The 25,647-nt window shown below is 53.7% G+C and carries 23 protein-coding genes; 7 read left to right on the top strand and 16 right to left on the bottom strand.

Annotated features, from left to right (window positions below):
* Window positions 1–72: 72 nt before the first annotated feature.
* Together yejM and N1249_RS14920 are read right to left on the bottom strand one after the other, a co-directional pair.
* On the bottom strand, window positions 73–1,833 hold the full coding sequence (gene yejM, locus N1249_RS14925; RefSeq protein ID WP_259830590.1) for an LPS biosynthesis-modulating metalloenzyme YejM: 1,761 nt from the start codon (window positions 1,831–1,833) through the stop codon (window positions 73–75).
* A gap of 19 nt (window positions 1,834–1,852) precedes the next feature.
* The gene (locus N1249_RS14920) at window positions 1,853–2,080 is read right to left on the bottom strand and encodes a YejL family protein (protein ID WP_001135586.1); all 228 of its coding nucleotides are present in this window, start codon (window positions 2,078–2,080) and stop codon (window positions 1,853–1,855) included.
* Between the two features lie 132 nt (window positions 2,081–2,212).
* On the opposite strand from N1249_RS14920, the gene yejK reads away from it, so the two are divergent.
* Window positions 2,213–3,220: a nucleoid-associated protein YejK gene (gene yejK, locus N1249_RS14915; RefSeq protein ID WP_014071063.1), complete on the top strand. Its 1,008-nt coding sequence runs from the start codon at window positions 2,213–2,215 to the stop codon at window positions 3,218–3,220.
* A gap of 53 nt (window positions 3,221–3,273) precedes the next feature.
* Here the strand turns inward: yejK and rplY are convergent, their stop codons facing one another.
* Window positions 3,274–3,558 (bottom strand): 50S ribosomal protein L25, encoded by a 285-nt coding sequence (gene rplY, locus N1249_RS14910; RefSeq protein WP_259830582.1) that lies wholly within the window; start codon window positions 3,556–3,558, stop codon window positions 3,274–3,276.
* Between the two features lie 128 nt (window positions 3,559–3,686).
* Window positions 3,687–4,520, bottom strand: a complete 834-nt coding sequence (locus tag N1249_RS14905; protein WP_259830579.1) for a helix-turn-helix transcriptional regulator — start codon at window positions 4,518–4,520, stop codon at window positions 3,687–3,689.
* Window positions 4,521–4,617: 97 nt separating this feature from the next.
* Between N1249_RS14905 and N1249_RS14900 the strand changes: the two genes are divergently transcribed.
* Window positions 4,618–5,517, top strand: coding sequence for an SDR family oxidoreductase (locus N1249_RS14900; protein WP_259830577.1), 900 nt, complete (start codon window positions 4,618–4,620; stop codon window positions 5,515–5,517).
* On the opposite strand, the gene N1249_RS14895 is transcribed toward N1249_RS14900, so the two are convergent.
* Window positions 5,514–7,271, bottom strand: a complete 1,758-nt coding sequence (locus tag N1249_RS14895; RefSeq protein ID WP_259830575.1) for a DEAD/DEAH box helicase — start codon at window positions 7,269–7,271, stop codon at window positions 5,514–5,516. The two genes, N1249_RS14900 and N1249_RS14895, sit on opposite strands and share 4 nt — an antisense overlap.
* Before the next feature lie 152 nt (window positions 7,272–7,423).
* On the opposite strand from N1249_RS14895, the gene rsuA reads away from it, so the two are divergent.
* From rsuA to N1249_RS14880, 3 genes are all read left to right on the top strand, one after another.
* Complete coding sequence (rsuA, locus tag N1249_RS14890; RefSeq protein WP_259830573.1) at window positions 7,424–8,131, top strand: 16S rRNA pseudouridine(516) synthase RsuA; 708 nt, start codon at window positions 7,424–7,426, stop codon at window positions 8,129–8,131.
* Between the two features lie 15 nt (window positions 8,132–8,146).
* Window positions 8,147–9,343 (top strand): Bcr/CflA family multidrug efflux MFS transporter, encoded by a 1,197-nt coding sequence (locus tag N1249_RS14885; RefSeq protein ID WP_259830563.1) that lies wholly within the window; start codon window positions 8,147–8,149, stop codon window positions 9,341–9,343.
* A 334-nt stretch (window positions 9,344–9,677) separates the two neighbouring features.
* A complete protein-coding gene (locus tag N1249_RS14880) occupies window positions 9,678–10,022 on the top strand; it encodes a YejG family protein (protein WP_014071058.1) in 345 nt (114 codons plus the stop codon).
* Between the two features lie 3 nt (window positions 10,023–10,025).
* On the opposite strand, the gene yejF is transcribed toward N1249_RS14880, so the two are convergent.
* From yejF to N1249_RS14835, 9 genes are all read right to left on the bottom strand, one after another.
* The gene (gene yejF, locus N1249_RS14875; protein ID WP_259830561.1) at window positions 10,026–11,615 is read right to left on the bottom strand and encodes a microcin C ABC transporter ATP-binding protein YejF; all 1,590 of its coding nucleotides are present in this window, start codon (window positions 11,613–11,615) and stop codon (window positions 10,026–10,028) included.
* Between the two features lies 1 nt (window position 11,616).
* Window positions 11,617–12,642 carry an ABC transporter permease gene (locus N1249_RS14870; RefSeq protein ID WP_259830556.1) on the bottom strand — a complete coding sequence of 342 codons (1,026 nt, stop codon included), beginning with the start codon at window positions 12,640–12,642 and terminating at the stop codon, window positions 11,617–11,619.
* A complete protein-coding gene (locus N1249_RS14865; RefSeq protein WP_259830554.1) occupies window positions 12,642–13,736 on the bottom strand; it encodes a microcin C ABC transporter permease YejB in 1,095 nt (364 codons plus the stop codon). Before N1249_RS14865 ends, N1249_RS14870 begins: the two co-directional genes overlap by 1 nt.
* 9 nt (window positions 13,737–13,745) lie before the next feature.
* Window positions 13,746–15,551 carry an extracellular solute-binding protein gene (locus tag N1249_RS14860; protein WP_259830552.1) on the bottom strand — a complete coding sequence of 602 codons (1,806 nt, stop codon included), beginning with the start codon at window positions 15,549–15,551 and terminating at the stop codon, window positions 13,746–13,748.
* A gap of 90 nt (window positions 15,552–15,641) precedes the next feature.
* Window positions 15,642–17,198, bottom strand: a complete 1,557-nt coding sequence (locus tag N1249_RS14855; RefSeq protein WP_259830549.1) for a cyclic di-GMP phosphodiesterase — start codon at window positions 17,196–17,198, stop codon at window positions 15,642–15,644.
* A 181-nt stretch (window positions 17,199–17,379) separates the two neighbouring features.
* Window positions 17,380–17,949, bottom strand: a complete 570-nt coding sequence (gene mepS / locus N1249_RS14850) for a bifunctional murein DD-endopeptidase/murein LD-carboxypeptidase (RefSeq protein ID WP_014071052.1) — start codon at window positions 17,947–17,949, stop codon at window positions 17,380–17,382.
* 416 nt (window positions 17,950–18,365) lie between these two features.
* Window positions 18,366–19,079: a phosphatase PAP2 family protein gene (locus tag N1249_RS14845; RefSeq protein ID WP_259830547.1), complete on the bottom strand. Its 714-nt coding sequence runs from the start codon at window positions 19,077–19,079 to the stop codon at window positions 18,366–18,368.
* 34 nt (window positions 19,080–19,113) lie between these two features.
* A complete protein-coding gene (locus N1249_RS14840) occupies window positions 19,114–20,100 on the bottom strand; it encodes a GTP-binding protein (protein WP_259830541.1) in 987 nt (328 codons plus the stop codon).
* Between the two features lie 116 nt (window positions 20,101–20,216).
* Window positions 20,217–21,683, bottom strand: coding sequence for a mannitol dehydrogenase family protein (locus N1249_RS14835; RefSeq protein ID WP_259830539.1), 1,467 nt, complete (start codon window positions 21,681–21,683; stop codon window positions 20,217–20,219).
* 205 nt (window positions 21,684–21,888) lie between these two features.
* Between N1249_RS14835 and uxuA the strand changes: the two genes are divergently transcribed.
* The gene (gene uxuA / locus N1249_RS14830) at window positions 21,889–23,079 is read left to right on the top strand and encodes a mannonate dehydratase (protein ID WP_259830537.1); all 1,191 of its coding nucleotides are present in this window, start codon (window positions 21,889–21,891) and stop codon (window positions 23,077–23,079) included.
* A gap of 132 nt (window positions 23,080–23,211) precedes the next feature.
* Here the strand turns inward: uxuA and yeiP are convergent, their stop codons facing one another.
* Window positions 23,212–23,784, bottom strand: coding sequence for an elongation factor P-like protein YeiP (gene yeiP, locus N1249_RS14825; protein ID WP_008500940.1), 573 nt, complete (start codon window positions 23,782–23,784; stop codon window positions 23,212–23,214).
* Window positions 23,785–23,948: 164 nt separating this feature from the next.
* Between yeiP and N1249_RS14820 the strand changes: the two genes are divergently transcribed.
* Complete coding sequence (locus N1249_RS14820) at window positions 23,949–24,203, top strand: YkgJ family cysteine cluster protein (RefSeq protein WP_259830534.1); 255 nt, start codon at window positions 23,949–23,951, stop codon at window positions 24,201–24,203.
* Here the strand turns inward: N1249_RS14820 and setB are convergent.
* Window positions 24,200–25,381 carry a sugar efflux transporter SetB gene (gene setB, locus N1249_RS14815; protein WP_014071046.1) on the bottom strand — a complete coding sequence of 394 codons (1,182 nt, stop codon included), beginning with the start codon at window positions 25,379–25,381 and terminating at the stop codon, window positions 24,200–24,202. The genes N1249_RS14820 and setB overlap by 4 nt on opposite strands.
* Window positions 25,382–25,647 lie beyond the last annotated feature (266 nt).

The following is a 25,647-nucleotide window of genomic DNA, read 5'->3' as shown; positions in this document are numbered from 1 at the left end:
ACGCGTAAAAAGAATACTACTCGATTCCTTTTTGAATGCAAGGGAGTCAGGCTCTAACTGGTTTATAATTAATCAGTTAGCGATGAACCGTTTCTCATCCGTCAGCACTTGCAGAAGCAGGCTAAGCTGCGGTTTCTGGTCATGCAATTTTTCACCTTGCAGATTATACGTCTGGTAATTGCCGTTACTGTTCAACACCAGCGTCAGCTCCGGCGTGGTCACCACCAGCGTATTATTCCCTGCAGCGGTCACCCAGTTGTGGCGGCGAGTGGCGCTGAACAGATCCTGTCCTTGCGAGTACTCATTCGCCGGGGTGCTTACGTGCAGCAGACGTTGCATCAGGGTGGTCATCACGTCTTTATGATCGGTAAGCATATTGATGCGCTGTGCCGGCGTTCCCGGCCAGTGGATGACCAGCGGAACATGCAGGTTAGGGCGCGACCAGACCATGCTTTTCGACTCATCACCCAGTGGGATGCCGCGGCCGGCTGTAATAATGACCACGGTGTTATCCAGCTTGCCGGATTCACGCAGTGCGTCCAGCACCCGGCGAATTTGTGCATCAACGTCACCCGCTGCGCGGCTATAACGGCGAGCAAAGCCTTTCTGGTTGCTGTCATCAAGTGTGGTGCCGTTAAACGCAACCCAGGAGAACCAGCGGTTATCTTCCTGAGCATAACGCTGAAGCCAGTTCACCCACTGATTAGCGGTCTGTTCATCAGACTGACTCTGCGCGGCAGGCAGTGAGAAATCAGACAACAGCGCCTGGCGATACAGCGAGCTGTTAAAGCCATCCGAAGAGAACAGCCCCAACTGGTAACCCTGCTGGTTAAGTCCGGTAATTAGTGCCGCAGGAACGCGTGCCGAAAGCACGCCGTCCATGTAACCAGCCGAAATGCCGTAGAACAGGCCAAAAATACCTGCATCGGTTGAGTTGCCGGAACTCATATGCTGCGTGAACGTCACGTTCTTATCAGCGAACTCGGCGAGCGCAGGCATCTGCTTTTCGTAACGCGAGTAGTTCAGGCCATCGACGGTTATCAGCAGTACGTTTTGACCACGGCCCATATCCCGGTAACGCAGATCGCTCAGCGGATACTGAACGGTGACCGCTTCAGGGTTGCCTTGCTCAACCAGACGACGCTGATACTCCTGCGCATCCAGCAGACCGTGTTTTTCAAGGAAACGACGTGCCGTCATCGGATAAGAGAGCGGCAGGTTAGCGCGCTGCATGGTAATAGGGCGATAGAAGTTCGCATCGGCCCAGATATACATGATGTGCGAACCAATAAATGAGACAAAAAAGAGCGCCGCAACGGGCTTCGCGTAATGGCGACGCCGCGTCAGGCTGCGGAGCTTTTGCCAGCTCCAGGTGGCGAACAGCATCTCAATCAGCAGGATCACCGGCACGCTGATAAACATCAGCTGCCAGTCACGCGCGGTTTCGTTCTGGTCCGGGTTAATCACCAGTTCCCAGACGATAGGGTTGAGATGGAGGTGGAAACGGGTAAAGACTTCGCTGTCGATAAGCAATAACGTCATGCCCGCCGTCGCAAGGATGGCGGATAAGAACCGCATCAGGCGCTGCGACATGACGATAAACGTCAGGGGGAACAGAATCAGCAGATAGGTGGCGAAAACCAGAAAACTAAAGTGACCGACAACGCTCATCCAGGAGTAAATACGCCCGGTCAGCGTGGTTGGCCAGTCCGCCACAAACAGATAACGGCAGCCAAGTACCATGGCCAACAGAATGTTGAACAGGGCAAACCAGTGCCCCCAGCTAACCATCTGGGAGACTTTTTCACGGTAGCGCTGACGATTCGTCACCATAAACTGTTGTTCGTTTCCCTTAATGGGCCTGATCGTCGCTAACGGATGACTGCAAAGCCTGGGCGAAAGATTTGGCGATCGCCTGACGCTGAGCCGGAGCAACGCTGGTATTGATAAGGTTGGTAACCATATTTCCCAACACCATCAGGGAAAGATCGGTCGGCGTTTTATGTTTTTCCAGTACGTTGACCAGCTCACTGAGCAGTTGTTCAACGTGTTCGTCACTGTAGCGGGAATGTTGTGGCATAAATCAAAATCAGTTTGTTGATGAAAGGGCAACATATTACCGTAGGAGCAGCTTTTTTTCCCCTTTTTTCTCTTGTTGCACACATGCGTTGGTGGTGGTTGAATACCGCCCGGTCTAAAAGGAGAGTTTATCATGAGTCTGGATATCAACCAGATTGCCTTGCACCAGCTTATCAAGCGTGATGAGCAAACCCTTGAAGTGGTGCTGCGCGATTCGTTACTTGAACCAACGCCTACCGTTGTTGAAATGATGGCGGAATTGCATCGCGTGTATAGCGCTAAAAATAAAGCCTATGGCCTGTTCAGCGAAGAGAGCGAACTGGCGGATAGCCTGCGCCTGCAACGCCAGGGCGAAGAAGATTTTCTGGCATTCAGCCGGGCGGCAACCGGGCGTCTGCGTGATGAGCTGGCAAAATACCCGTTCGCTGATGGCGGCATCGTTCTGTTCTGCCAGTACCGCTATCTGGCGGTTGAGTATCTGCTGGTAACCGTGCTGAACAATTTAAGCAGTATGCGCGTCAATGAGCAGCTGGATATCAGCTCTACGCACTATCTGGACATTAACCATGCCGATATCGTCGCGCGTATCGATCTGACCGAATGGGAAACCAACCCGGAATCCACCCGCTATCTGACCTTCCTGAAAGGACGTGTCGGCCGTAAAGTGGCGGATTTCTTTATGGACTTCCTGGGCGCCAGCGAAGGCCTGAACGCCAAAGCACAGAATAAAGGTCTGTTGCAGGCAGTGGATGACTTCACCGCTGAAGCTCAGCTTGATAAATCAGAACGTCAGAACGTGCGTCAGCAGGTTTACAGCTATTGCAACGAACAGCTGCAGGCGGGCGAAGAGATTGAGCTGGAGTCGCTTTCCAAAGAGCTGGCGGGCGTGAGTGAAGTGAGCTTCCAGGAATTTACGGCTGATAAAGGTTATGAGCTGGAAGAGAGCTTCCCGGCAGACCGCAGCACGCTGCGTCAGTTAACCAAATTCGCCGGTAGCGGCGGCGGCTTAACGGTTAACTTTGATGCCATGCTGCTTGGGGAACGCATTTTCTGGGATCCGGCGACCGACACACTGACCATCAAAGGGACGCCACCGAACCTGCGCGATCAACTGCAACGCCGCACCTCTGGTGGTAAATAGCAGCCATAAAAAAACCCCGCGGAAGCGGGGCTTTTTTTTCGACAAGTTTGCGATTACGCGCGAACGAAGTCGATGTGAGTCAGTTTTGGCTTGAACGGGTGACGCTGAACAGCCTGAACTTTCACTTTTTCTTCTTTACCGCCAACAACGATGGTCAGAACTTCGCCGTAGAATTCAGCTTTGGTCTGCATGTTCCATACTTTGTCGTGGTCCAGTTCGATTGCAACTGGAGCAGCTTCGCCACCGTAAACGATAGCCGGGAACTTGTTAGCGGTACGCAGGCGGCGGCTCGCACCCTTACCCTGAACGCTACGTACTTCTGCTTCGATAGTAAACATTGATTTCTCTCTGTATTTTAAAACCCTACTACAGGCGACCCAGCAGCAGGTGAGTGTTCTGCTTTGCGGATGCAAAAGCGGGCGGCATTATAGCCCCCAATCTTCCGTGGGGCAATCAAAACGTACAGTCATGCTGCCGGATGCGTATTCAGCCACTGGCGGATCCGCTGCTGGCTCTGACCGTCTGCGGGGTTAAAAACCATCATGGTTAAGTCTGGTCGTCCATCAACGATAAATGTCGAAAATTCCAGTGCAATATCCTCAAGTTGCGGATGATGAAGATGTTTTATCCCTTCGGCATGTCCGGCAACGTCGTTGCGACGCCACAGCGCAGCAAATTCCGGGCTGGCAAGAGAAAGCTCTTCAATCAACCGCTCAGTCTCCCGGGAACGCCCCGCGCGAGCAACGTCGGCGCGAAACGCATTCACCACCACGCTCGCCACGCTTTCCCACTCTGCCTGGATAGATCGCGCCCGGCTATCGCTAAACATCAGACGCAGTATATTGCGTTGTTCCCGGGGCAGGGCGCCGTAATCGGTGAGCACCGCAGCGGCGGCACGGTTCCAGGCAATGACATCCCAGGTGACAGTTTTAATAATCGCCGGGCTATCGGTCATGGCATCCAGCACACGCTGAAGGCGAGGGGTGACGGTATCGGGCCCGCGAAAGTGATTTTCGGGAGGGTGTCCAAACGCAAGAATAAAGAGGTGATCCCGCTCGGGAGCGGTTAAACGTAAACCAGAAGCAATACGGTTCAGAACCTCTTTCGACGGCGCGCCGCCACGGCCCTGCTCAAGCCACGTGTACCAGGTCGGGCTGATACTGGCAAGCTGTGCCACCTCTTCGCGGCGTAATCCCGGCGTACGTCGACGTCCGGTCACAAAGCCAAAAGAGGCGGGGTCAAGGCGCAACCGACAGGCCTTCAGAAACGCGCCTGGCGCGTTATGATCCTCATCAGACATGATTACCCTGTTAATGATTATACTACGATAATGTCACTACTTTTATAGTATCAGATGCCGCATTACCCTGCCTGTGACATTCATCAGGAGGTAAGTTATGCGTCTCTTTTTAACCGGAGCAACGGGATTTATTGGTTCACGTATCGCAGACGAACTTAAACGCAGCGGGCACCAGGTGATTGGTCTTGCGCGGTCCGCGGAAAGCGCAGAGCGGTTACGCGCGGCAGGTATCGAGGTACAGCGCGGTACGATAGATGATCCTGACACGCTGCTGCCTGCCGTGGAAAAGGCGGACGCGGTGATCCACACCGCCTTTGATCACGACTTCAGCCGCTTTGTCGCCAGCTGTGAAAAAGACAGACAGGTCATCACGACCTTAAGTAGAACGCTTGAAGGATCTGAACGGCCATTGATCATTACGTCAGGTACCGGAATGGGTGACCCGGAAAACGGCCAGCCTGCGACGGAGGCTATTTTCAACCTCAGCCATCCTAACCCGCGCATCGCCTCTGAACTGGCAGGGCAGGTGGCGCTGGAAAAAGGCGTTGATGTTCGTGTCGTTCGTCTGCCGCAGGTGCATGACACGCGTCGGCAGGGGCTGATTTCATATTACATCCAGCTGTGTCGGGAAAAAGGCGCTGCGGCCTGGATTGACGAAGGGACAAACTGCTGGTCAGCCGCTCATGTGGATGATGTTGCCAGGCTTTACTGCGCTGTGCTGGAGAAAGGGACGCGCGGGGAACGCTATCACGCGGTGGCTGAAGAGGCGATTTCATCCCGGGCGATTGCCGATGCAGTCGCCGCAGGAATGGCGTTACCGACGCTCTCAGTCTCAAAGGAACAGGCCGCGGCCTGGTTTGGCTGGTTTGCTGCCTTCGCCACGCTTGATCTTCGTGCCAGCGGCGTATGGACGCAAAAACGGTTGGGATGGCAGCCCACAGGCCCCGGGCTGCTGGATGATCTGAACGCCATGAACTACAGCGAGATCCCGCACTAGCGCAGTTCATTTGCCCGGCGAAAGCGTCCCTCATAGTCAAAGACCTTTTCACGCACCTGCCAGAACTGGCCTTTCTTACGGGCGACGACAAAATCTGGATGGCGCAACAGCACCTGCTGATGCACGATATCGGCCACCGTTATCCAGCGCAGAGGCACGCCCGGCGTGCGGGTATGTGGGCGGATGAAAAGTTGTTCAAAGGCCGTTCTCTGGGCCGGCGTGTGCACCCTGAATCGCTCGCTGACGTCGGCCCCATCTTCGTCGTAATAGGTAATTTTCAGCCACTCGCCTTTTTCATCTGCTCCCGGTTGTAACGCCATACCGGAACAGCGCAGCACCAGCGCATCTTTTAGCTTCAGCGCGGCCTTCAGCATATCGTCTGGGTCGACCAGAATCGTGTCACATTCCCGGCATCGTCGGGCGGCAATATCGTTTTCGGCATTACACTGTGGGCAGTTTTTAAAACGGAAACGAAAATCGCACTGTTCACGGTGGCCTTCGTCATCTTCAAACCAGCCCTGGCAGCGGCGGCCGAAATGTTCAATCAGCGTGCCGTCGGCGGTGGTTTTGCCCCAGAACGTATTGGCGAAACCACAGGCCGGGCAAAAGACCTGAACCGGCACGTTGTCACTTTTCCCTTTTGGGGTACCCACTTCCGGGGAATAGAGATCGTGCGGATTCCCGGCGTAATCCAGAATCAGGCAATCGGTTTTACCCGGTGCCAGGCGCAGGCCGCGCCCGACAATTTGCTGATACAGGCTGACGGATTCGGTGGGGCGTAAAATGGCAATCAGATCGACATGCGGCGCATCAAACCCGGTGGTTAACACCGAGACGTTAACCAGATAACGGAACTGCTGTTCCTTGAACGCGTTAATCAGCGCGTCACGTTCGGGGCCTGGGGTTTCGCCGGTAATGAGCGCAACGTCCCCTGACGGAAGTAACCCGGTTATCTCCCTGGCGTGCTCAACGGTGGCGGCAAAGATCATTACCCCTTTGCGCGTCTGAGCGAATTCTTCAATCTGGCTGATGATATGCGGGGTAATACGCTGCTGTTTTTTCAGCTCATGGTTGAGGTCGGCTTCGCTGAATAAGCCGTTGCTCTGCGCCTGCAAGCGGCTGAAATCGTACTGTACCACGGGCATGTCCAGACGTTCGGGCGGCGTCAGATAGCCATGTTTAATCATATAGCGCAGCGGGAGTTCATAGATGCAATCGCGGAACAGCGCTTTCTCATCCCCGCGAACCATCCCGTGATAATGAAAGTGATAAATCCAGCCTTTGCCCAGACGAAACGGCGTGGCGGTCAGGCCGAGCAGGCGCAGGTGAGGGTTCACCTCTTTCAGGTGAGAAAGGATTTGCTGATACTGACTGTCGTCATCATCGCTGATGCGGTGACACTCATCGACAATCAGCAGCGAGAATTCGCCGCGAAAATGTTCCAGATTACGCGCCACCGACTGCACGCTGCCAAACACCACTTTGCCGTGGCTCTCTTTGCGTTTAAGCCCGGCGGCGAAAATATCCGCCTCCAGACCCAGCGCACAATATTTGGCGTGGTTTTGCGCTACCAGCTCTTTGACGTGTGCCAGCACCAGCACGCGGCCACGCGCCAGGCGCGCCAGCTCGGCAATTACCAGGCTTTTTCCAGCCCCGGTCGGGAGCACAATGGCAGCCGGCTCTGTATGTTTGCGAAACCAGGAGAGGGTGGCGTCAACGGCTTCCTGCTGATAGGGGCGAAGTGTAAAAGTCATGGGTTCTCTGATTAGTTAACTCATTCATAGTATGCCACGAAACTTTTTCCCTTGAGTGGCGCAACCAGACCATTATACTGAACCGTTCTTGACTGCTTCTTTTTTCGGACGCGTCGTCCGACTTCCAGCACCATTAAGGCTAAAAAGACTTCATGCGACTTGATAAGTTTATCGCTCAGCAACTCGGCGTTAGCCGCGCTATTGCCGGGCGTGAAATTCGCGCCAGCCGCGTTACCGTGGATGGCGACATTGTAAAAGACACGTCCTTCAAACTTCAGCCTGAACATCAGGTGGAGTACGACGGTAACCCGCTGATGCAGCAAAATGGCCCACGCTATTTCATGCTGAACAAACCGGAAGGTTATGTCTGTTCCACGGATGATCCCGATCATCCGACGATCCTTTATTTCCTCGACGAGCCGGTGGCGCATAAGCTTCATGCGGCAGGGCGTCTTGATATCGACACCACCGGACTGGTGCTGATGACCGACGACGGTCAGTGGTCACATCGCATTACCTCCCCGCGCCATCATTGTGAAAAAACCTACCTGGTGACGCTGGAATCGCCGGTGTCCGATGACACAGCAGAACAATTCGCGAAAGGCGTTCAGCTGCATAATGAGAAAGACCTGACGAAACCGGCGGTCCTGGAAGTGATCGCTCCGACCGAAGTGCGTCTGACCATCAGCGAAGGGCGCTACCATCAGGTGAAGCGCATGTTTGCTGCTGTGGGAAATCATGTTGTGGGCTTACACCGTGAGCGTATTGGTGCGATTGAACTCGACCCGGCACTTGAGCCAGGTGAATACCGCCCACTGACGGAAGAAGAAATCGCCAGCGTAGGCTTACCTTCGCGCTAATTTCAGGAGAACTCTGTGACCACCAGGCCACACTCGTCTTTCAAAATTGTTTTCATCCTTGGCCTGCTGGCCATGCTGATGCCATTGTCCATCGATATGTATCTGCCTGCGCTACCGGTCATTTCCGCGCAGTTTGGTGTACCGGCGGGCAGCGCGCAGATGACGCTCAGTACCTATATTCTTGGCTTTGCGATTGGGCAGCTGTTATATGGGCCAATGGCCGACAGTCTTGGCCGTAAGCCGGTCATTCTGGGTGGCACGCTGGTGTTTGCGGGCGCGGCAGTGGCCTGTGCTCTGGCGCAAACCATCGATCATCTGATAGTTATGCGCTTTTTCCACGGGCTTGCAGCGGCGGCAGCCAGCGTGGTGATTAACGCCCTGATGCGCGATGTGTATCCGAAAGAAGAGTTCTCCCGCATGATGTCGTTTGTCATGCTGGTCACCACCATTGCTCCGCTGATTGCGCCGATGGCGGGTGGGGCAGTGCTGGTGTGGTTTAGCTGGCACGCGATTTTCTGGATCCTGGCGCTTGCGGCGCTGCTGGCATCGGCGATGATTTTCTTCTTCATCGATGAAACACTGCCCGTTGAGCGTCGACAGAAATTCCACATCCGCACCACGCTGGGTAACTTTGCTTCGCTGTTCCGCCACAAGCGGGTGCTGAGCTATATGCTGGCAAGTGGTTTCAGCTTCGCCGGGATGTTCTCTTTCCTGAGCGCCGGGCCGTTTGTTTACATCGAGCTTAACCACGTTTCACCGCAGCATTTTGGCTATTACTTTGCGCTGAATATCGTGTTCCTGTTTATCCTGACCATTATCAACAGCCGTTTTGTCCGGCGGGTTGGGGCGCTGAACATGTTCCGTGCCGGGCTTTGGATCCAGTTTGTGATGGCTATCTGGCTGGTGGTGAGTGCGTTCCTGGGGATCGGTTTCTGGGCGCTGGTGCTGGGCGTTGCGGCCTTTGTGGGCTGTGTGTCGATGATCTCCTCAAACGCGATGGCCGTTATTCTTGATGAGTTCCCTCATATGGCAGGGACGGCATCATCCCTTGCCGGGACGTTCCGCTTTGGCATTGGTGCTATCGTGGGGGCGATGCTGTCGATGGCAACGTTTAACACTGCCTGGCCAATGCTGTGGGCTATCGCGTTCTGTGCGACCAGCTCCATTCTGTTTTATCTCTACGCCAGCCGGCCGCGAAAAACGGCCAACTAGCGCACACATCAGGCCCGTTTCGGGCCTTTTTGTTGATGCATATCAACCAAACCTCCGTTCGTTTACCCCGTGTTTGTTTCTTTTATGTAAAATCTATTTATGTAAAAAGTCACATCATTGTATTTAAAAAGGTTGAGTTAGATCGCAGAAACGGGTACATATAGCGCCGACGCGAACCTGTAACTCCCATAAAAAAGCCCGGATAAATAAGATGCTAATGCCCGCAAACTGCGGCTGTAAGCGTTTTCTTATCAAAAACAGGGCAGGTTAGCGATGATGTGTTACTATGAATGTAAATAAATTGTGAAGTAAATTTTGCTTCCGGGGAACGAACGTGAATACATTACAACTCTCCATTGTCCACCGCTTGCCCCAGAGCTATCGCTGGTCGGCGGGTTTTGCAGGTTCGAAAGTTGAACCGATTCCGCAAAACGTAGCCGGGTGCGAGAATTGTCTGGTCGCGCTCAAACTGCTGAGCCCAAGCGATGAAAGCGCATGGCCGGTAATGGAACGCCTGAGCCAGGCGCTGACGGATATCGAAGTCGACAGTTCAGTGCTGGAGTGTGAAGGTGAACCGTGCCTGTTTGTTAAAAGCCAGGACGAATTCGCCGCCACCTGCCGTCTGAAAAACTTCGGTGTAGCGATTGCAGAGCCTTTTTCCGGGCAATATCCTTTCTAAGCGCTAGCCTAAGGCTAACAGCTGGCGCGTGTAGCTCTGCGTCGGCGCAGCGAACACGCGCTGGCACTCTCCTTGCTCCACCACTTCTCCCTGCCGCAACACAATCACCTGATGGCATAACGCACGGACTACCTGTAAATCGTGGCTGATAAAGATATAGGCCAGCTGGTGCTTTTCCTGTAAGCCCTTCAGAAGCGCTAAGATCTGCGCCTGTACGGTTCTGTCCAGTGAAGACGTGGGTTCATCCAGAATGATCAGTTCAGGCTTGAGGATCAGCGCGCGGGCGATGGCGATACGCTGACGCTGCCCGCCAGAGAACTCCGCCGGGTAGCGATGCCGCGCCTGGGGCTCCAGCCCGACTTCTTCCATGACCCTTATCACCTCTTCTTCGCGCTGTTGCGGCGTGAGGGCCGGGCGGTGAACGCGAAGACCTTCTTCGATGATTTGCAAAACGCTCAGGCGAGGATTAAGCGAGGAGTTGGGATCCTGGAACACTACCTGCATTCGCGGGCGAACGGGCAGCATCTGGCGGCGATTCCAGCTGTGTAACGGCATCCCGTCAAACTGGATTGTCCCCTGAGAGGCGATTAAACGCAGCAGCGCCAGGCCGGTGGTACTTTTACCCGAGCCCGATTCACCGACAAGCCCCAGCGTTTCTCCTGGCCGCAGGGAAAAGCTGATGTTTTTTAGCACCGGATTTTCATCCACAATGCGCCGCAATATGCCTTTGCGTATCGGGAATGATACGGCCAGATCGGCCACGCTCAGCAAGGGCGTTGCGTTCGCAGCAAGCGGGACCGGGTCGCCGGAAGGCTCGCTATCAAGCAGACGTTGGGTGTAAGGGTGCTGAGGGGCGTTCAGGAGCGTCCGGGCGGTGTTTTGCTCAACGCAGCGCCCGTTTTGCATCACCGCAACGCTGTCTGCCAGTTTTTTCACAGTGCTGAGATTATGCGTGATGAACAGCAGGCTCATATTCAGCTCATCTTTCAGCTCGCGCAGAAGCTGAAGGATTTGCGCCTGTACGGTTACGTCCAGCGCGGTGGTGGGCTCGTCGGCAATCAGCAGCTCCGGGCGCGTCAGCAGGGCCATCGCAATCATCACGCGCTGGCGCTCTCCCCCTGAAAGCTGATGCGGGAAATCGCTCAGCCGTTTTGCCGCATGGCGAATACCTGTGCGTTCAAGACAATCCAGGATCTCGCCCCGCGCCGCCTCTTTACGCATTCCCCGGTGCAGCGACAAAACCTCATACAGCTGTTTTTCCAGGGTATGCAGCGGATTAAGGGATACCATCGGCTCCTGAAAGATCATGGCAATCTTATTCCCGCGAATGCCACGCAGCGCGTGCTCGTCAGCATGTAGCAGCGACTTACCCTGAAACAGGATATCGCCCTGCGGATAACTCACCGGCGGTGAGGGCAGTAAACGCAGCACGGAAAGGGCGGAAACACTCTTACCGGAGCCCGACTCACCCACAAGCGCCAGGGTTTCACCCGCGTGGATGCGCAGCGACAAATCGCTGACCACGGTGCGTGTTTCACCCTGATTCGAAAACGCAATCGACAGATTATCGATACTGAGAATGGGGGGCGTCATCTTATACCGCCTTGTTGGGATCAAAGGCATCGCGCACGGCTTCGCCAATAAAAATCAGCAGCGAGAGCAACACCGCTACCGACAGAAATGCCGTTATGCCAAGCCAGGGCGCCTGTAGGTTATTCTTGCCTTGCAGCAACAATTCACCAAGCGAAGGCGACCCAAGCGGCAAGCCGAACCCGAGAAAATCGAGCGACGTCAGGGTGGTAATGGAGCTGCACAAAATAAAGGGCAGGAAGGTGAGGGTAGCCACCACGGCATTGGGGAGCATATGGCGGAAGATGATCCCCCGGTCGCTGACCCCCAGCGCCTGTGCGGCGCGGATATAATCGAAATTACGGGTACGTAAAAATTCGGCGCGAACCACGCCCACCAGCGCCATCCAGCCAAAAAGCACCGTAATGGCCAGCAGCCACCAGAAGTTTGGCTGTACCACGCTTGAGAGCAGGATAATTAAAAACAGCGTCGGCATCCCGGACCAGACCTCGATCACGCGCTGGCCCCAGAGGTCAATCTTTCCGCCGTAATAACCCTGAACCGCACCGGCCACAACGCCCATCACGCTTGAGAAAAGCGTCAGCATCAGCCCGAAAAGCAGAGAGATACGTGTCCCGTAAAGGATGCGCGCCAGCACATCGCCGCCGTTTGCATCGGTTCCCAGCCAGTTTTGCCTGGACGGGGGCGACGGGAAGGGGGCGGATGTCGCATAGTTAATGCTGTTCGCACCAAAGCGGACAGGGGCCCAGATCGCCCAGCCGTGTTGGTCTATGTGTTCGCGAAGCCACGGATCCTGATACTCCGCCGGCGTGGCGAAAGGGCCGCCAAAATCGCTTTCGCTGTAGTTCGCCAGTACGGGGACATACCAGCGGTCATTAATGTGCACCAGCAGCGGTTTATCGTTAGCAATCAGTTCAGAACACATGCTGAAGATAAAGATCACGGCAAAAATCCACAGCGACCAGTAGCCGCGGCGGTTGTGGCGAAAACGGGCCCAGCGGGCCTGATTGACGGGACTTAAACGCGGCATCAGCGACCCTCAAAATCGATTCGGGGATCAACCAGCGTATAGCTGATATCACTGATGATATTCAGCAGCAGGCCAATCAGGGTGAAAATATAGAGTGTGCCAAACATCACCGGGTAATCGCGCGAGACGGTAGCCTCATAACCCAGCAGGCCCAGGCCGTTTAACGAGAACATGACTTCTATCAGCAGCGAACCGGTAAAAAACATACTGATGAACGTGGCAGGAAATCCGGCAATCACCAGCAGCATGGCGTTGCGGAACACGTGCTTCCACATAATCTGCTTCTCACCCACGCCTTTTGCGCGCGCGGTCACCACATACTGTTTGCGGATCTCATCCATAAAGGCGTTTTTGGTGAGCATGGTCAGCGCCGCAAATCCGCCAATCACCGTGGCGAGGACGGGCAGCGTGATGTGCCAGAAATAATCCGTGATTTTTTTATACCACGGCAGGGTGCTGAAATCGGCTGACACTAATCCGCGCAGCGGGAAGACATCGAAGTAACTGCCACCGGCAAAAAAGACAATCAGCAACACCGCGAACAGGAACGCCGGTATGGCGTAACCAATGATAATAAATGTGCTGCTCCAGATATCGAACCGACTGCCGTTGTAAACCGCCTTGCGGATCCCAAGCGGAATCGACACCAGATAGATAATCAGCGTACCCCACAGGCCGAGCGTTATGGAGACAGGCAGGCTTTGCTTAATCAGCGTCAGGACGGAGGCGCTGCGAAACAGGCTGTCGCCAAAGTCGAAACGCACATAGTCCCAGAGCATTTTGAAATAACGCTCGTGTATGGGTTTATCAAAACCGTAGCGGTGGGTTATCTCGGCTATCACTTCGGGATCAAGCCCGCGCCCGCCCCGGTAGTGGCTTTCGCTGATGTTGCCTGTCCCGGTTCTGGCGTGGCTGGCGCTCAGGTTTTCACCGCCGCCGCCGGGCATCCCGCTGTTATTGCCAAACTCAATGGCGGCAATCGCCTGATCAACCGGGCCGCCTGGGGCAATTTGCACGATAAAAAAGTTAATGGTGATAATCGCCCACAGCGTAGGGATAACCAGCAATAAGCGGCGTATCAGATAAGCACCCATGTTGGTTCCTTAACGCCGCTCTGCGGGCAGTTTGGCGGCTTTATTAACGTCATACCACCAGTTATCGAATCCCAGAGAGTAAATGGGGCGTATGGCGGGCTGTGAGAATTTGTTCCATTGTGCCACGCGGTCTTCGCCCATATACCACATCGGCAGCATGTAATAATTCCAGGTTAACACTCTGTCGAGGGCGCGCCCTAAAGGTAGCAGTTTGGTCTTATCTCCCTGCGCCGCCACGATTTTAGCGATCAGCGCATCGATAGCCGGGCTTTTCACGCCGGGCGCGTTATAGGACGAATTGATGTAGCTGGAGGCCCACGAGATTTGCAGGTCAGAGCTTGGCCACGGCTGGGCGGACCACAGACGCTGCATCATATCGTAATCGCGGCTGCGCATCCGGTTGGTTATTTGCGCGTTATCGACCTGACGAATGTTCATGGTGATGCCAAGTCTGGCAAGATTCTGTTTAAACGGCAGCACCCACTGGTCATTTCCGCCCGAAGAGAGCAACAGCTCAAAGCTCAGCGGTTTACCTGTTTGTGTATTGATCCGTTTCTGATCTTTCAGAACCCAACCTGCGTCATCCAGCAGTTTGCTGGCTTTCAGCAGGTTTTCGCGATCAAAGCCCTTACCGTCGGATGTCGGTGGCTGAAACACGCTGGTAAACACCTCTGGCGGGATCTCCGCTTTCAGTGGAGCCAGCAGGGTGAGTTCATCGGCGTCCGGGTAATTGCGCGCGGCATATTCGGTATTCTGGAAATAGCTGTTAGCGCGGCTGTAGGCGCCGTAAAACAGCGCTTTGTTCATCCATTCAAAATCAAATGCCAGGGTAATGGCCTCGCGAACCCGGCGATCCGTAAAGACAGGGCGCTGGATATTGAACGCCAGCCAGCGCGTATCTTGCGCAGACTCATTTTTATGTTCGTCTTTGACGATATACCCGTTGGCGAAGTTTTTACCGATATAGCGAGTGGCCCAGTTTTTGGCACTGTTCTCCACGCGTAAATCGAAGGCACCGGCTTTAAAGGCTTCGAACGCCACGTTGTCGTCGAGATAGTAATCATAGCGAAGGGTATCGAAGTTCCAGCGGCCACGGTTTACGGGCAGATTTGCAGCCCAGTAGTCTTTGACGCGGGAATAGACCACATATTGCCCCATGCTCCAGTCCGTAATGCGATAAGGCCCGCCCGCCAGCGGCGGTGTGGATAAGGGGTCGCTAAGTTTGTGGTTTTTCCAGAAAGACTCTGGCATGACGGGCAGTGAGAACAGGCTGAGCATGTTCTCTTTATTCGGCTCACTCAGTTCGATGCGCACAGTCAGCGGGGCGATGGCTTTAACCGTTGCGCCTTTATACACCAGGCGGAACTGCGGAACACCTTCGGTCATAAACTTATGAAACGTGAAGGCCACATCGCTTGCCTGCACATGCGAGCCGTCATGGAAACGCGCCTGAGGGTTAATCGATATTTCCGCCCAGGAGAAGTTATCGGCGTAGCGGACGTTGTCTGCTACCAGCGGATAATAGCTACCAGGCTCGTCGTCAGAGGTGACGAAGAGCGTGTCGTACAGCGATTCAGTACGCGCAGCCGCCACGCCACGTAACGCGAAGCGGTTAAAGTTATCAAACGTCCCGGTTGCCGAGAGCGTCACTTTCCCGCCTTTTGGCGCCGCAGGATTGACGTAATCAAAGTGATTAAAGTTAATGGCGTACTTAGGCTCACCAAGCACGGCAAATGCGTAGTTTTCTTTAATGGTTTCCGACTGACCGGAAAAACTGACGAATGCCAGCAACAGCAACACGGAGCGCATTAACATCTTGCGGCGGTTCCCTCTTTTATTCTGACTTATGTGCGTCGGCGCACGTAGTTAAGCTGAATAATAAGTGACGCCGCCACCGTTGTGAAATTATTCACGGTCAGGGTGCATGTCCGGCTGCCATTTTCTGAATTGCGCCAGCGGCATCGGGCGACTTATCCAGTAACCTTGCAGGAAATTCACCCCGTGCTCACGCAGCCAGGCGGCCTGTTCGGGCGTTTCTACACCTTCTGCTACGGTGGACATATTCAGGCGTCTGGCAAGCGTCAAAACAGCGTCAAGCACCGGAGAGGTGACGGTTTCAGTACCAATCGCGTTCACAAAACCCCGATCGATCTTGAGATAGTCCATTGTGAAACGTTCCAGATAAATCAGCGCGCTGTGGCCAGTGCCAAAATCATCAATCGCAATTTCAAACCCTTCGTTGTGAAGCCATTCGAAGAGCTGGTTGGCTTCACGCTGCTGAATCATATCGCGTTCGGTAATTTCCAGTACGGTCTGGAAATGATCCGGCGGCAGGGCTGCGTTGAAGGCGCGCATATCCTCTTTAAAGCTGTCGGCGTGCAGGTGTCCTGGCGCGATGTTAATCCCCAGTTTTGCCCCCGGCGGCAACACAGTCTGTAAAACCGGGGCATCCTGGATGATCAGATCAAACAGATGGAGCGTGAGAGGAACAATCAATTTTTGCGCTTCGGCAAAATTGATAAAGGCATCGGGTGGGATCTCTCCCATTGTCGGGTGCTTCCAGCGCATCAGCACTTCAACGCCGCGCATTTTGAGCTCTTTGGCATCCACCACCGGCTGGTAGACCACATAAAACTGGCCACGCTTAATGGCGGTTAAAATTTCTTTACCCGGGTTCAGGCGGATCGTCAGGATATAGTAACTGAGCGACCCGGCCGCAATCCCGCACACCAGCCCGAAAAAGAGTGCAAACAGCAGCTCATCTGTTGTCCACTGTTCTGCATACAGGTTGATGGTGAGGGGAAAATCTTTCAGTGTGGCGGTGCGGGAAGGGGGTTCATGAAGGTCGTTTGCCTTGAGCAGAGAGCCAGACATCGTGGACAACGCCTGGTCGCCAATAATCACCGCAATGCCTGCAAACTCGTCCTGGCGCGCAGTATAGAGCAGGTAAGGGGTCAGATTGATATTGACTGACGTAAAGACTCCACCGTCTTTCACCAGTGGATTTCGATACCAGATAGCAATGGCGGGCTTATTAGGCAGCATAGGCGTGCCAGGCAACAGCACCATATCGAGTGGCTTGTTGATGTGCAGCTCAGGTATTAACTCTTCCAGCGGGACGTCCATCGGCCCGGTCGCAGAAGAGCAGAACGCCTTTTTATCCCTGACCAGCAAAAAAGCGCGGACGTTGATGCTAAAGGCGGCGCGGGAGGTTAATTCCGCGCTAACGTCGTGGCAGTTATTCAGGGTGAGTGGCTGGAGCGTATCAATAGAGGTTTTTAGCTCTTCGAAATAGCTCGCCATGTAAACGCTCAAATCCGTAATTAAGGTATCGAATCTGACTTCCCGCTTATGGTAGCTCCAGAAAAACTGCAATGTCCCCAGGAGCAGGGCAATGAAGAAACCGGCGAGAATGCTGACGGTAAGGATCTTGCGGTTACTGGACAGATAGCGGGTGAACATAGACGTCGTTGTTCCTGGATTGCCGTGAGTGCCATCAGGACGGCCAAACTTACGTATTTACAAGACTATAGTCTGGTACAGCGTTAAGTGAATTACGAGTGACGGGCAAAAAAAAGCACTGCCGAAGCAGTGCTTTTTTTTATCGTGTTACCAGCCAAGGGATAACCGGCAACATGACAGATTAACTGCGGGTCAGAACGCGTCGCGCTTCGTTGTAGCGCTTCTTCCAGTAAGGTTCATTCATACTGGAAATGGTCACACCACTGCTGGTGGAGGCATGTACAAACTGGTCGTTACCAATGTAGATGCCAACATGTCGACCCGTAGAGCCTGCACGGAACAGGACTAAATCACCTGTACGCAGTTTGGTACGAGAAATCGACTTACCCATCTCCTGCTGTTCATATGTTGAACGCGGAAGATCTAACCCAAACTGTTCGCGGAAAGTACGCTGTACGAAACCGGAACAATCGATACCTGTTTTGGTGCTGCCGCCCAGACGATAGCGCACGCCTTTCCAGCTAGCATACTGATCCATAATTCGGGACTTTACGTCCAGGTTACGAACCATATTCTCAAATTCATCCTGAGAGGCTTGCAGTGAAGAGGAATCTTCCATTCCCACAACACGCGTCTCAGGATGCATATTCTTCGCGGTGTTAGATGTACTACATGCTGAAAGCAGTACCGCAACTGCAATCGCCGGGATCCCCCGTAAGATATATCTCAAAATCGGTTGAGATTTGACCATTTTGTTTATTTTCCCTTGAAGTCCTTAACGATAAATATCGTTATAAAAATGCCAACCGTGACGAGACTAATTATCTGTTCACAATGAGACAATTCTTTCTGGTCAGATTTGTGGCACAACGCACAAAATTATTCACCCTGAAAATAATTGTCTCTATGGGGCAAAGCGAGTTCGAGAGTAACCGATTGGCAGGGGCATTGCGAGCAAAAATAACCGTTTTTTTATAAGAAATTGTGATACAGAAAGTGAATAAACGGAATTGCTCAAAATGCCGCCAGTTTAGGTTAAAAACCGTGCAACACACTCATTTATATCACGAATAGTATTACGAGATTATGACAGAACCGGTAGGGGATGGGTGAAAATGCATCAGGGATCGAAAATGATCCCTGATGGATAACCTGAATTTAGGTTAATTATTTGTTTTTAACTTGTTGTATTCGACACGGCAGATAGCGATCAAATAGCGCTATTATCCAGTCGCTCAAGGGGGTCATCAGGCACCACGGCAGCGCTATAAGCGCAACGGAAAGGGAGCCAACGGCAATATCAGTGAACCAGTGAGCGCCGATCATTACCCGTGGGAAGGCAAAAACCACAAAAATAATCAGGGCTATGGCGAACGCTTTTTGACCGAAATAACGAAGCATGATTGCGGAAAAAATAAGCAACATCATTCCATGATCGCCCGGGAAACTGTCTTTAGACGCATCTTTTGTCGGCACAGACAACAATTCGCTGACGCGATGAATATTGTTGAAAAAGAGCGTTGGGCTTGAGCGTTTCACGGGAATAATGTTGGACGCCAGCTGATTAATCGCCACCGCCAGCAGTAACATCACCAGACCAATAATCAGAATACGGCGGCGTCCTGACTTATCTTCTTTCAGCCAGAAAGAGAGCATCAGACCGCCCATCGCCAGTAGCGAACAGCCGTCGAAAGCACGATTGTTGGTGAGGGCTACCAGCCACAGAAATGCCTGGCTCTTCACTAACTCTTCGTTAAAGAAGTGGAAGACAGCGGAGTCCAGCGGGAACCAGAAACCGTGATCCGCTGGCAGATACCAGGAGAAAAAGAGCGCCAGGCCGGCAGCGTTAAGCAATAAAATCAGGGGAAATCGAGTCGTCATCACAATTCAGCTTACAGTTAAATCAGGGGCAACGTTAGCCGCCCGAACTTAAACGAAGCTTCAACAGGCTGGACTGCAAGGCGTTCCAGTCGGTGTTAACCGCACTAATTAACTCTATCCGGCTATCTGGCGGCGCAACATTTTGCGTTTCAATGAAGAAATCCTCTCCCTGACGGTTGATGCGAACCAGGCCATCCTGGGTACGCATGATCCCTTTCACGCGATCCACCGGGGCAAGTCTTGCCCACTCCAGGATCCCAATGGTGTCGAAAATCGTATCGGCATCGAAAATCCAGCCGCAGGCCTGATGACCCTGGCCGCTGTTCAGGTTACGACGCCAGCGCTGATGTTCAGGCAGACTCAGTGCCGCCAGACCCTGTTTAGCGCTTTGGCTGTGGCTATGTGCTGCGCTGGCAGGCAGTTCAGCCTGATTAAGGCGGGGAAGGTCGAGCAGGGCGTTGTCAATCTTGCCCTGCGTGCTGTAAACACGCTGGCGCTCACCGCCAAAATGTTGCCACCAGGTATCAAATGCCGCATGGCTTTCGGCGGTTGCACGATCTTCTTTATTGGCGACGATAATATCGGCGCAGGCAAGCTGATCGCGGAAGTTTTCATTGTTAACGGCGCGCTCATCCAGCAACTGACGAGGATCAAGCAGGCACAGCGTGGCCCGCAGGTCGATCCACGGCTCGTACACAGGCGCGGTCAGTAAATCGAGAATTTGTTTTGGGTGGCCGAGTCCGGTCGGTTCAATCAGCAGACGGTCTGGCTTGCCCTGGCGCAGCAGGGTGTTCAGCCCAACCTGCATAGGTAAACCATTCACACAACACATGCATCCGCCGGGGATCTCTTTGATCAACGCGCCGCTGTCTGCCAGCAATGCGCCATCGATACCGACCTCGCCAAATTCATTGACCAGAACGGCCCATTTTTCTGCCGGGTCTTTATTGGCCAGCAAATGCAGAATTGAGGTGGTTTTACCGCTGCCGAGAAAGCCGGTGATAAGGTTGGTTTTGGTCACGTGCGCTCCAGAAATCAGTGTGATGCTATGTACATCATCCTGACGAAAAAAGAGCGTAATGAGAAGGGGGAAAGGCGAACGGAGAACCTTTCCGTTCGCGTTAAGCGCAATTATCGCTAAATATTTAACGTTTCGATAACAGCCTGGCGTGCACCACGTAGGGCAATACGCTGGTAAGCCTGGTTCACCGCGTCAACAAACAGCGGTGATTGCGGCAGATCCTGGCCGAAGATTTCATTCAGCGTCAGCAGGGCGTTGACGCGCTCATCCTCGCTGCTGGCATCGACAATTTCGCGGATCTTATCGCTGAGCGGATCGCGTACATCAATGGCGTTGCCGCTGTCATCCACACCGCTGACATAACGGATCCAGCCCGCAACACCTAACGCCAGAAGGGGCCACGCGCTGCCACGTTCCAGATGAACACGAATACCCTCCAGCATCCGCTGTGGCAGTTTCTGGCTACCGTCCATGGCGATTTGCCAGGTGCGGTGCTGTAACGCCGGATTGGCAAAACGGTCAATCAGGCTATCGGCGTACGCCGTGAGGTCCACGTCAGTGATACGCAGCGTAGGGGCCTGCTCGTCCAGCATCAGCCTGCGTGCAGCTGTGCGGAAGCTGGCGTCCTGCATACAGTCGCTGATATGCGCGTATCCGGCAAGATAACCCAGGTAGGCCAGGAAAGAGTGACTGCCGTTCAGCATCCGCAGTTTCATCTGTTCCCAGGGTAAAACGTCCTGCACCATCTGCACGCCAGCCACTTCCCACTCCGGGCGCCCGGCGACAAAGTTATCTTCGACGATCCACTGGATAAAGGGTTCGCAGCTGATGGCGCAGGGATCTTCAACACCCAGCGCTTGTGTGATTTCTGAAAGCGAAGCTTCCGTAGCGGCAGGGACAATTCTGTCGACCATCGTGCCCGGGAAACTGACATGCGCGCTAATCCACTCAGCAAGCTCGGCTGAGCGCTTCTGGGCCATCCCCAGTACCGCATTTTTCACGACATGGCCGTTGTCCGGGATGTTATCGCAGGAAAGCACGGTAAACGGCGGCAAGCCACGCTCACGACGTCTGTGCAGGGCTTCCACCAGGATCCCTGGCGCGGAATGCGGTTCGCAAGGCGTTTCCAGATCGTGAATAATGCGGGCATTGTTCAGATCCAGTTTCCCGGTTGCCGGGTCAATGCAGTAGCCTTTCTCCGTGATGGTGAGTGAAACAATCGCCACCTGTGGCTCACAAAACTTTTCAATGATGGCGGCCAGCGAATCCAGTTTTGCGTTCAGGCATTCATGAACGGCACCGACAACGATCGGCTGATTTCCGTTTGCCCCTTTTTCCATCACGGTAAACTGGTGGTCTTGCGCGCGCAGCTGGCTCATCAGCACATCGCCGCTGAAGAGGCTTATCTCACAAATCCCCCAGTCGCCTCCTTTCGCATTCAGAACGCGATCGGTCAATAACGCCTGATGCGCGCGGTGAAAAGCACCAAACCCAAAGTGAACGATACGAGAGCGTAACTGCTGGCGATCGTAGCGTGGCTGCTGGACGTGGGCAGGAAGCGAGGCGGAGGCAATAGTCTTCATTAAGTACACACCTGATTAACCATTAATTAACAATGGCAGTGTAAAGTTATATGACAACAAATTAAATTGGTGAGCCGTAAATATCCCTGTTCTGTGAGTTTGATCAATCAATGTGTCGCGGTGTATTGACCCTTCTCATTAAACATGTATGGTAGTCGTCATTGCATTAACACATATTGGTATAACAACTTGAGAGGGTGAGGCAATGGAACAAACCTGGCGTTGGTACGGGCCGAACGATCCGGTTTCTCTTGATGATGTGCGTCAGGCTGGCGCAACGGGTGTCGTTACCGCGCTGCATCATATCCCTAACGGCCAGGTCTGGCCGGTAGACGAAATCAAAAAGCGTCAGGCACAGCTGGCTGAAAAGGGCTTAACCTGGTCTGTTGTTGAAAGTATTCCGGTCCACGAAGATATCAAAACGCATTCAGGCGAATGTGAAACCTGGATCGCTAACTATCAGCAAAGCATTCGTAACCTGGCTGTCTGCGGTATTGACACAGTTTGCTATAACTTTATGCCGATTCTGGACTGGACGCGTACCGACCTGGAATACACTTTGCCGGACGGCTCAAAAGCGCTGCGCTTTGATCAGATTGCGTTCGCGGCATTTGAATTACATATTCTGAAGCGCGAAGGTGCGGCTGCGGATTACACCGCAGAAGAGCAGCAGCAGGCGCTGGCATGGTTTAACGCCGCGAGTGATGCTGATGTCGAAAAACTGACCCGCAACATTATCGCTGGCCTGCCGGGTGCCGAAGAAGGCTACACGCTGGATCAATTCCGCGCGCGTCTGGCGGAGTACGGCAATATAGATAAGAACCAGCTGCGCGAAAACATGGCGCACTTCCTGCGGGCCATTGTGCCGGTAGCGGAAGAGGCGGGCGTGCGCCTGGCGGTTCACCCGGACGATCCTCCGCGTCCTATTCTCGGCCTGCCGCGTATTGTTTCCACCATTGAAGATATGCAGTGGCTGAAAGAGACGGTAAACAGCATCTACAACGGCTTTACCATGTGTACCGGTTCATACGGCGTGCGTGCGGATAACGACCTGGTGCGGATGATTGAAACCTTCGGCGATCGTATTCACTTCACCCACCTGCGTGCAACGTGCCGTGAAGATAACCCGAAAACCTTCCACGAAGCTGCACACCTGGGCGGTGACGTGAACATGGTGGCGGTGGTTGACGCTATCCTGGCGGAAGAAAAGCGCCGTAAACATGCGGGTGATTTACGTCCTATTCCGTTCCGCCCTGACCATGGTCATCAGATGCTGGATGACCTGCGCAAGAAAACCAACCCAGGCTATTCCGCAATTGGCCGACTGAAAGGGATGGCAGAAGTGCGCGGCGTTGAGCTGGCACTGAAGATGACGAAGTATCCTGAGCTGTTGTAATCGGTATTGCCGGGTGGCGGCTTCGCCTTACCCGGCCTACAAAATCACACATAAAAAAAACCGGCCTGTTGGCCGGTTTTTTTGTAGGCCCGGTAAGCGAAGCGCCACCGGGCAACAAAACGAAAAGCGTAATTAATCCGCGCGACCCATATAACGTTTTTCTTCGATATGGATACGGATCTTCTCGCCAGCGGACAGGTATTCAGGAACCTGTACCACCAGACCGGTGGTCAAAGTGGCTGGTTTGTTACGTGCACTTGCTGAAGCGCCTTTGATGCCCGGTGCCGTTTCAACGATTTCCAGGTCTACGGTCTGCGGCAGTTCAAGCGCCAGCAGCACGCCATCCCAGGTCAGAACCTGCATATCCGGCATCCCGCCTTCAGGAATGAACAGCAGCTCTTCTTCAATCTGATCTTTGGTGAAGATGTACGGGGTGTAGTCTTCTTTATCCATGAACACGTATTCGTTGCCGTCGATGTAAGAGAAATCAACATAACGACGGGTCAGGGTCACGGTATCCACGATATCGTCACCTTTAAAGCGCTCTTCTACCTTCAGGCCGGTACGAACATCGGCGAAACGCATTTTGTACAGCGTTGCTGCTCCACGGGCGCTAGGTGCCTGAATATCGATATCTTTCACAATCAGCAGTTTGCCGTTGTAATTCAGTACCATACCTTTCTTAATTTCGTTCGCTCTTGGCATTGCAGTAATCCTGTTTACGGGAGGTAAAAAATATCGCGCCAAATTACTCGCGCGCGGCCTTTCAGGCAAGAGGATTTCGTGGCTTTTGCTATCAATACGCAAAAGGTGTTACTGTGCGCGCCACGCCCGATTGTGCGGGTATCCGTCCCTGAAAGAGAACATTTATGGATTGCCGTCCAGACTGTGGCGCGTGTTGCACCGCACCGTCCATTTCAAGCCCCATTCCAGGGATGCCGGATGGCAAGCCTGCTAATACACGCTGTATTCAGCTTTCTGAAAACAACCTGTGTATGATTTTTGGTTCACCCCTGCGCCCAAAAGTGTGTTCCGGGCTGATGCCGTCGGCTGAGATGTGCGGTAACTCCCGTGCGCAGGCGATGACCTATCTTCTGGAGCTGGAATCGCTCACGGCGCCCTAAACATCCTTAATGCGCGTCAGGCAGCCAATCGTCAGCGTGCACATCACCAGCGCAATCCAGAACACCGTGTGATAGTTCCAGATTTCGGCAACGACCCCGGCCATCGAACCGGCAATAATCCAGCCCACGCGGGTGGTATTGGTATAAAGGGTTGTTGCTGAACCCGCCTGACCCGGCATGAGATCCTGAAAGTAAAGCATCCCAATCCCGGCGAGGATCCCGATATAAATCGCGTTCAGCAGCTGTAAAGCAAGCAGCAACGCTGGCGTGTGAACGGTCAGCATCCCAATATAGAACAGCAACCCTGCCACTGCTGCTATGCGCATCAAAAAACGTTTTCCGAAGCGCTTTGCGTAATAACCCGCAATCAGCATAGTGGGGATTTCCAGACCTGCGGCTGTACCCATCATGATCCCGGCCAGTTTCTCCGGCAGATGCAGCTCATCAATAATAAACAGCGGCATATTGATAATGTAGAGGCTGTTAGTGCCCCACATTAAGGTGCAGATAATAAAGAGCAACAGTGCGTCGCGGCGGTTACGGCGGGGGGCTTCCAGTGCGCCGGTAGCCACTTTGGGCTCTTTACGCATCGATGGCAGGAAAAACCACACCATCGCGCCACACACCACAAAGGCCACCGCCGCGCTCAGATACATCACCGTAAAACCAAAGCCCATCGCCAGTGCATAGGCCAGCGGCGGGCCAATCACCCAGGCCAGGGACACCTGCGCACGAAGAATCGAGCTGAACATGACGGCTTCACGCCCGGTGCGGTCGGCGTGCTCGCGGGCGAGGGCAAACATTTGCGGGTTGGCGGTGGAGCCGAAGCTGCTCAGGAACACGCCCACGAACAGCAAAATGAAGTAGTTACGGTTCCAGGCAAAGAGGACACAGGCAAAGACACCTAATAAGCAGCAGAAGACGATAAGGCTTTTGCGGTCGCCTTTTCGATCCGAACGCCCGGCCAGAAACTGGCTGACCAGGATGCCGATGATGGCGCTTCCGGTAAAGAAGAAGCCGACCATCGCCGGGCGGGCATGGACTTCGTTAGTCAGAAACAAACTTAGCGTTGGTGTTTGTAACGCACCGGCGATCCCGGTGAGGAAGGCAACAATCAAAAACGCCGTTGACGTCAAATCAAAAGGCTTTGGTGAGGCGGCAGCGGGGGTGTTATGCATGTTTCTATATCAGTGATTGCATGAGAGACGCGGAGTGTACGCCGCTTGTCAGAAAATAAACAGATGGTGTGGTCAATTTCACCACAAAAAATCAAAATGGCATTTCAACTTACAGGTTCAGGCTGACCTTAGCTGAAACTGGATTGCTGAACGTCAGCAAGTTTCAGCTGAACGAAGAAGAAATGTGCTGCATCTCTAAATTCTGAAACGAGAAATGTAACTTTCCTTGCAACACCTTGCAGAAAGAGCAAGACTTCTTGAAACGT

The sequence above is a fragment of the Enterobacter sp. CP102 genome (assembly GCF_025152625.1).
GTDB classification, from domain to species: domain Bacteria; phylum Pseudomonadota; class Gammaproteobacteria; order Enterobacterales; family Enterobacteriaceae; genus Enterobacter; species Enterobacter soli.
This window is presented reverse-complemented; position numbering and strand designations above follow the sequence as displayed.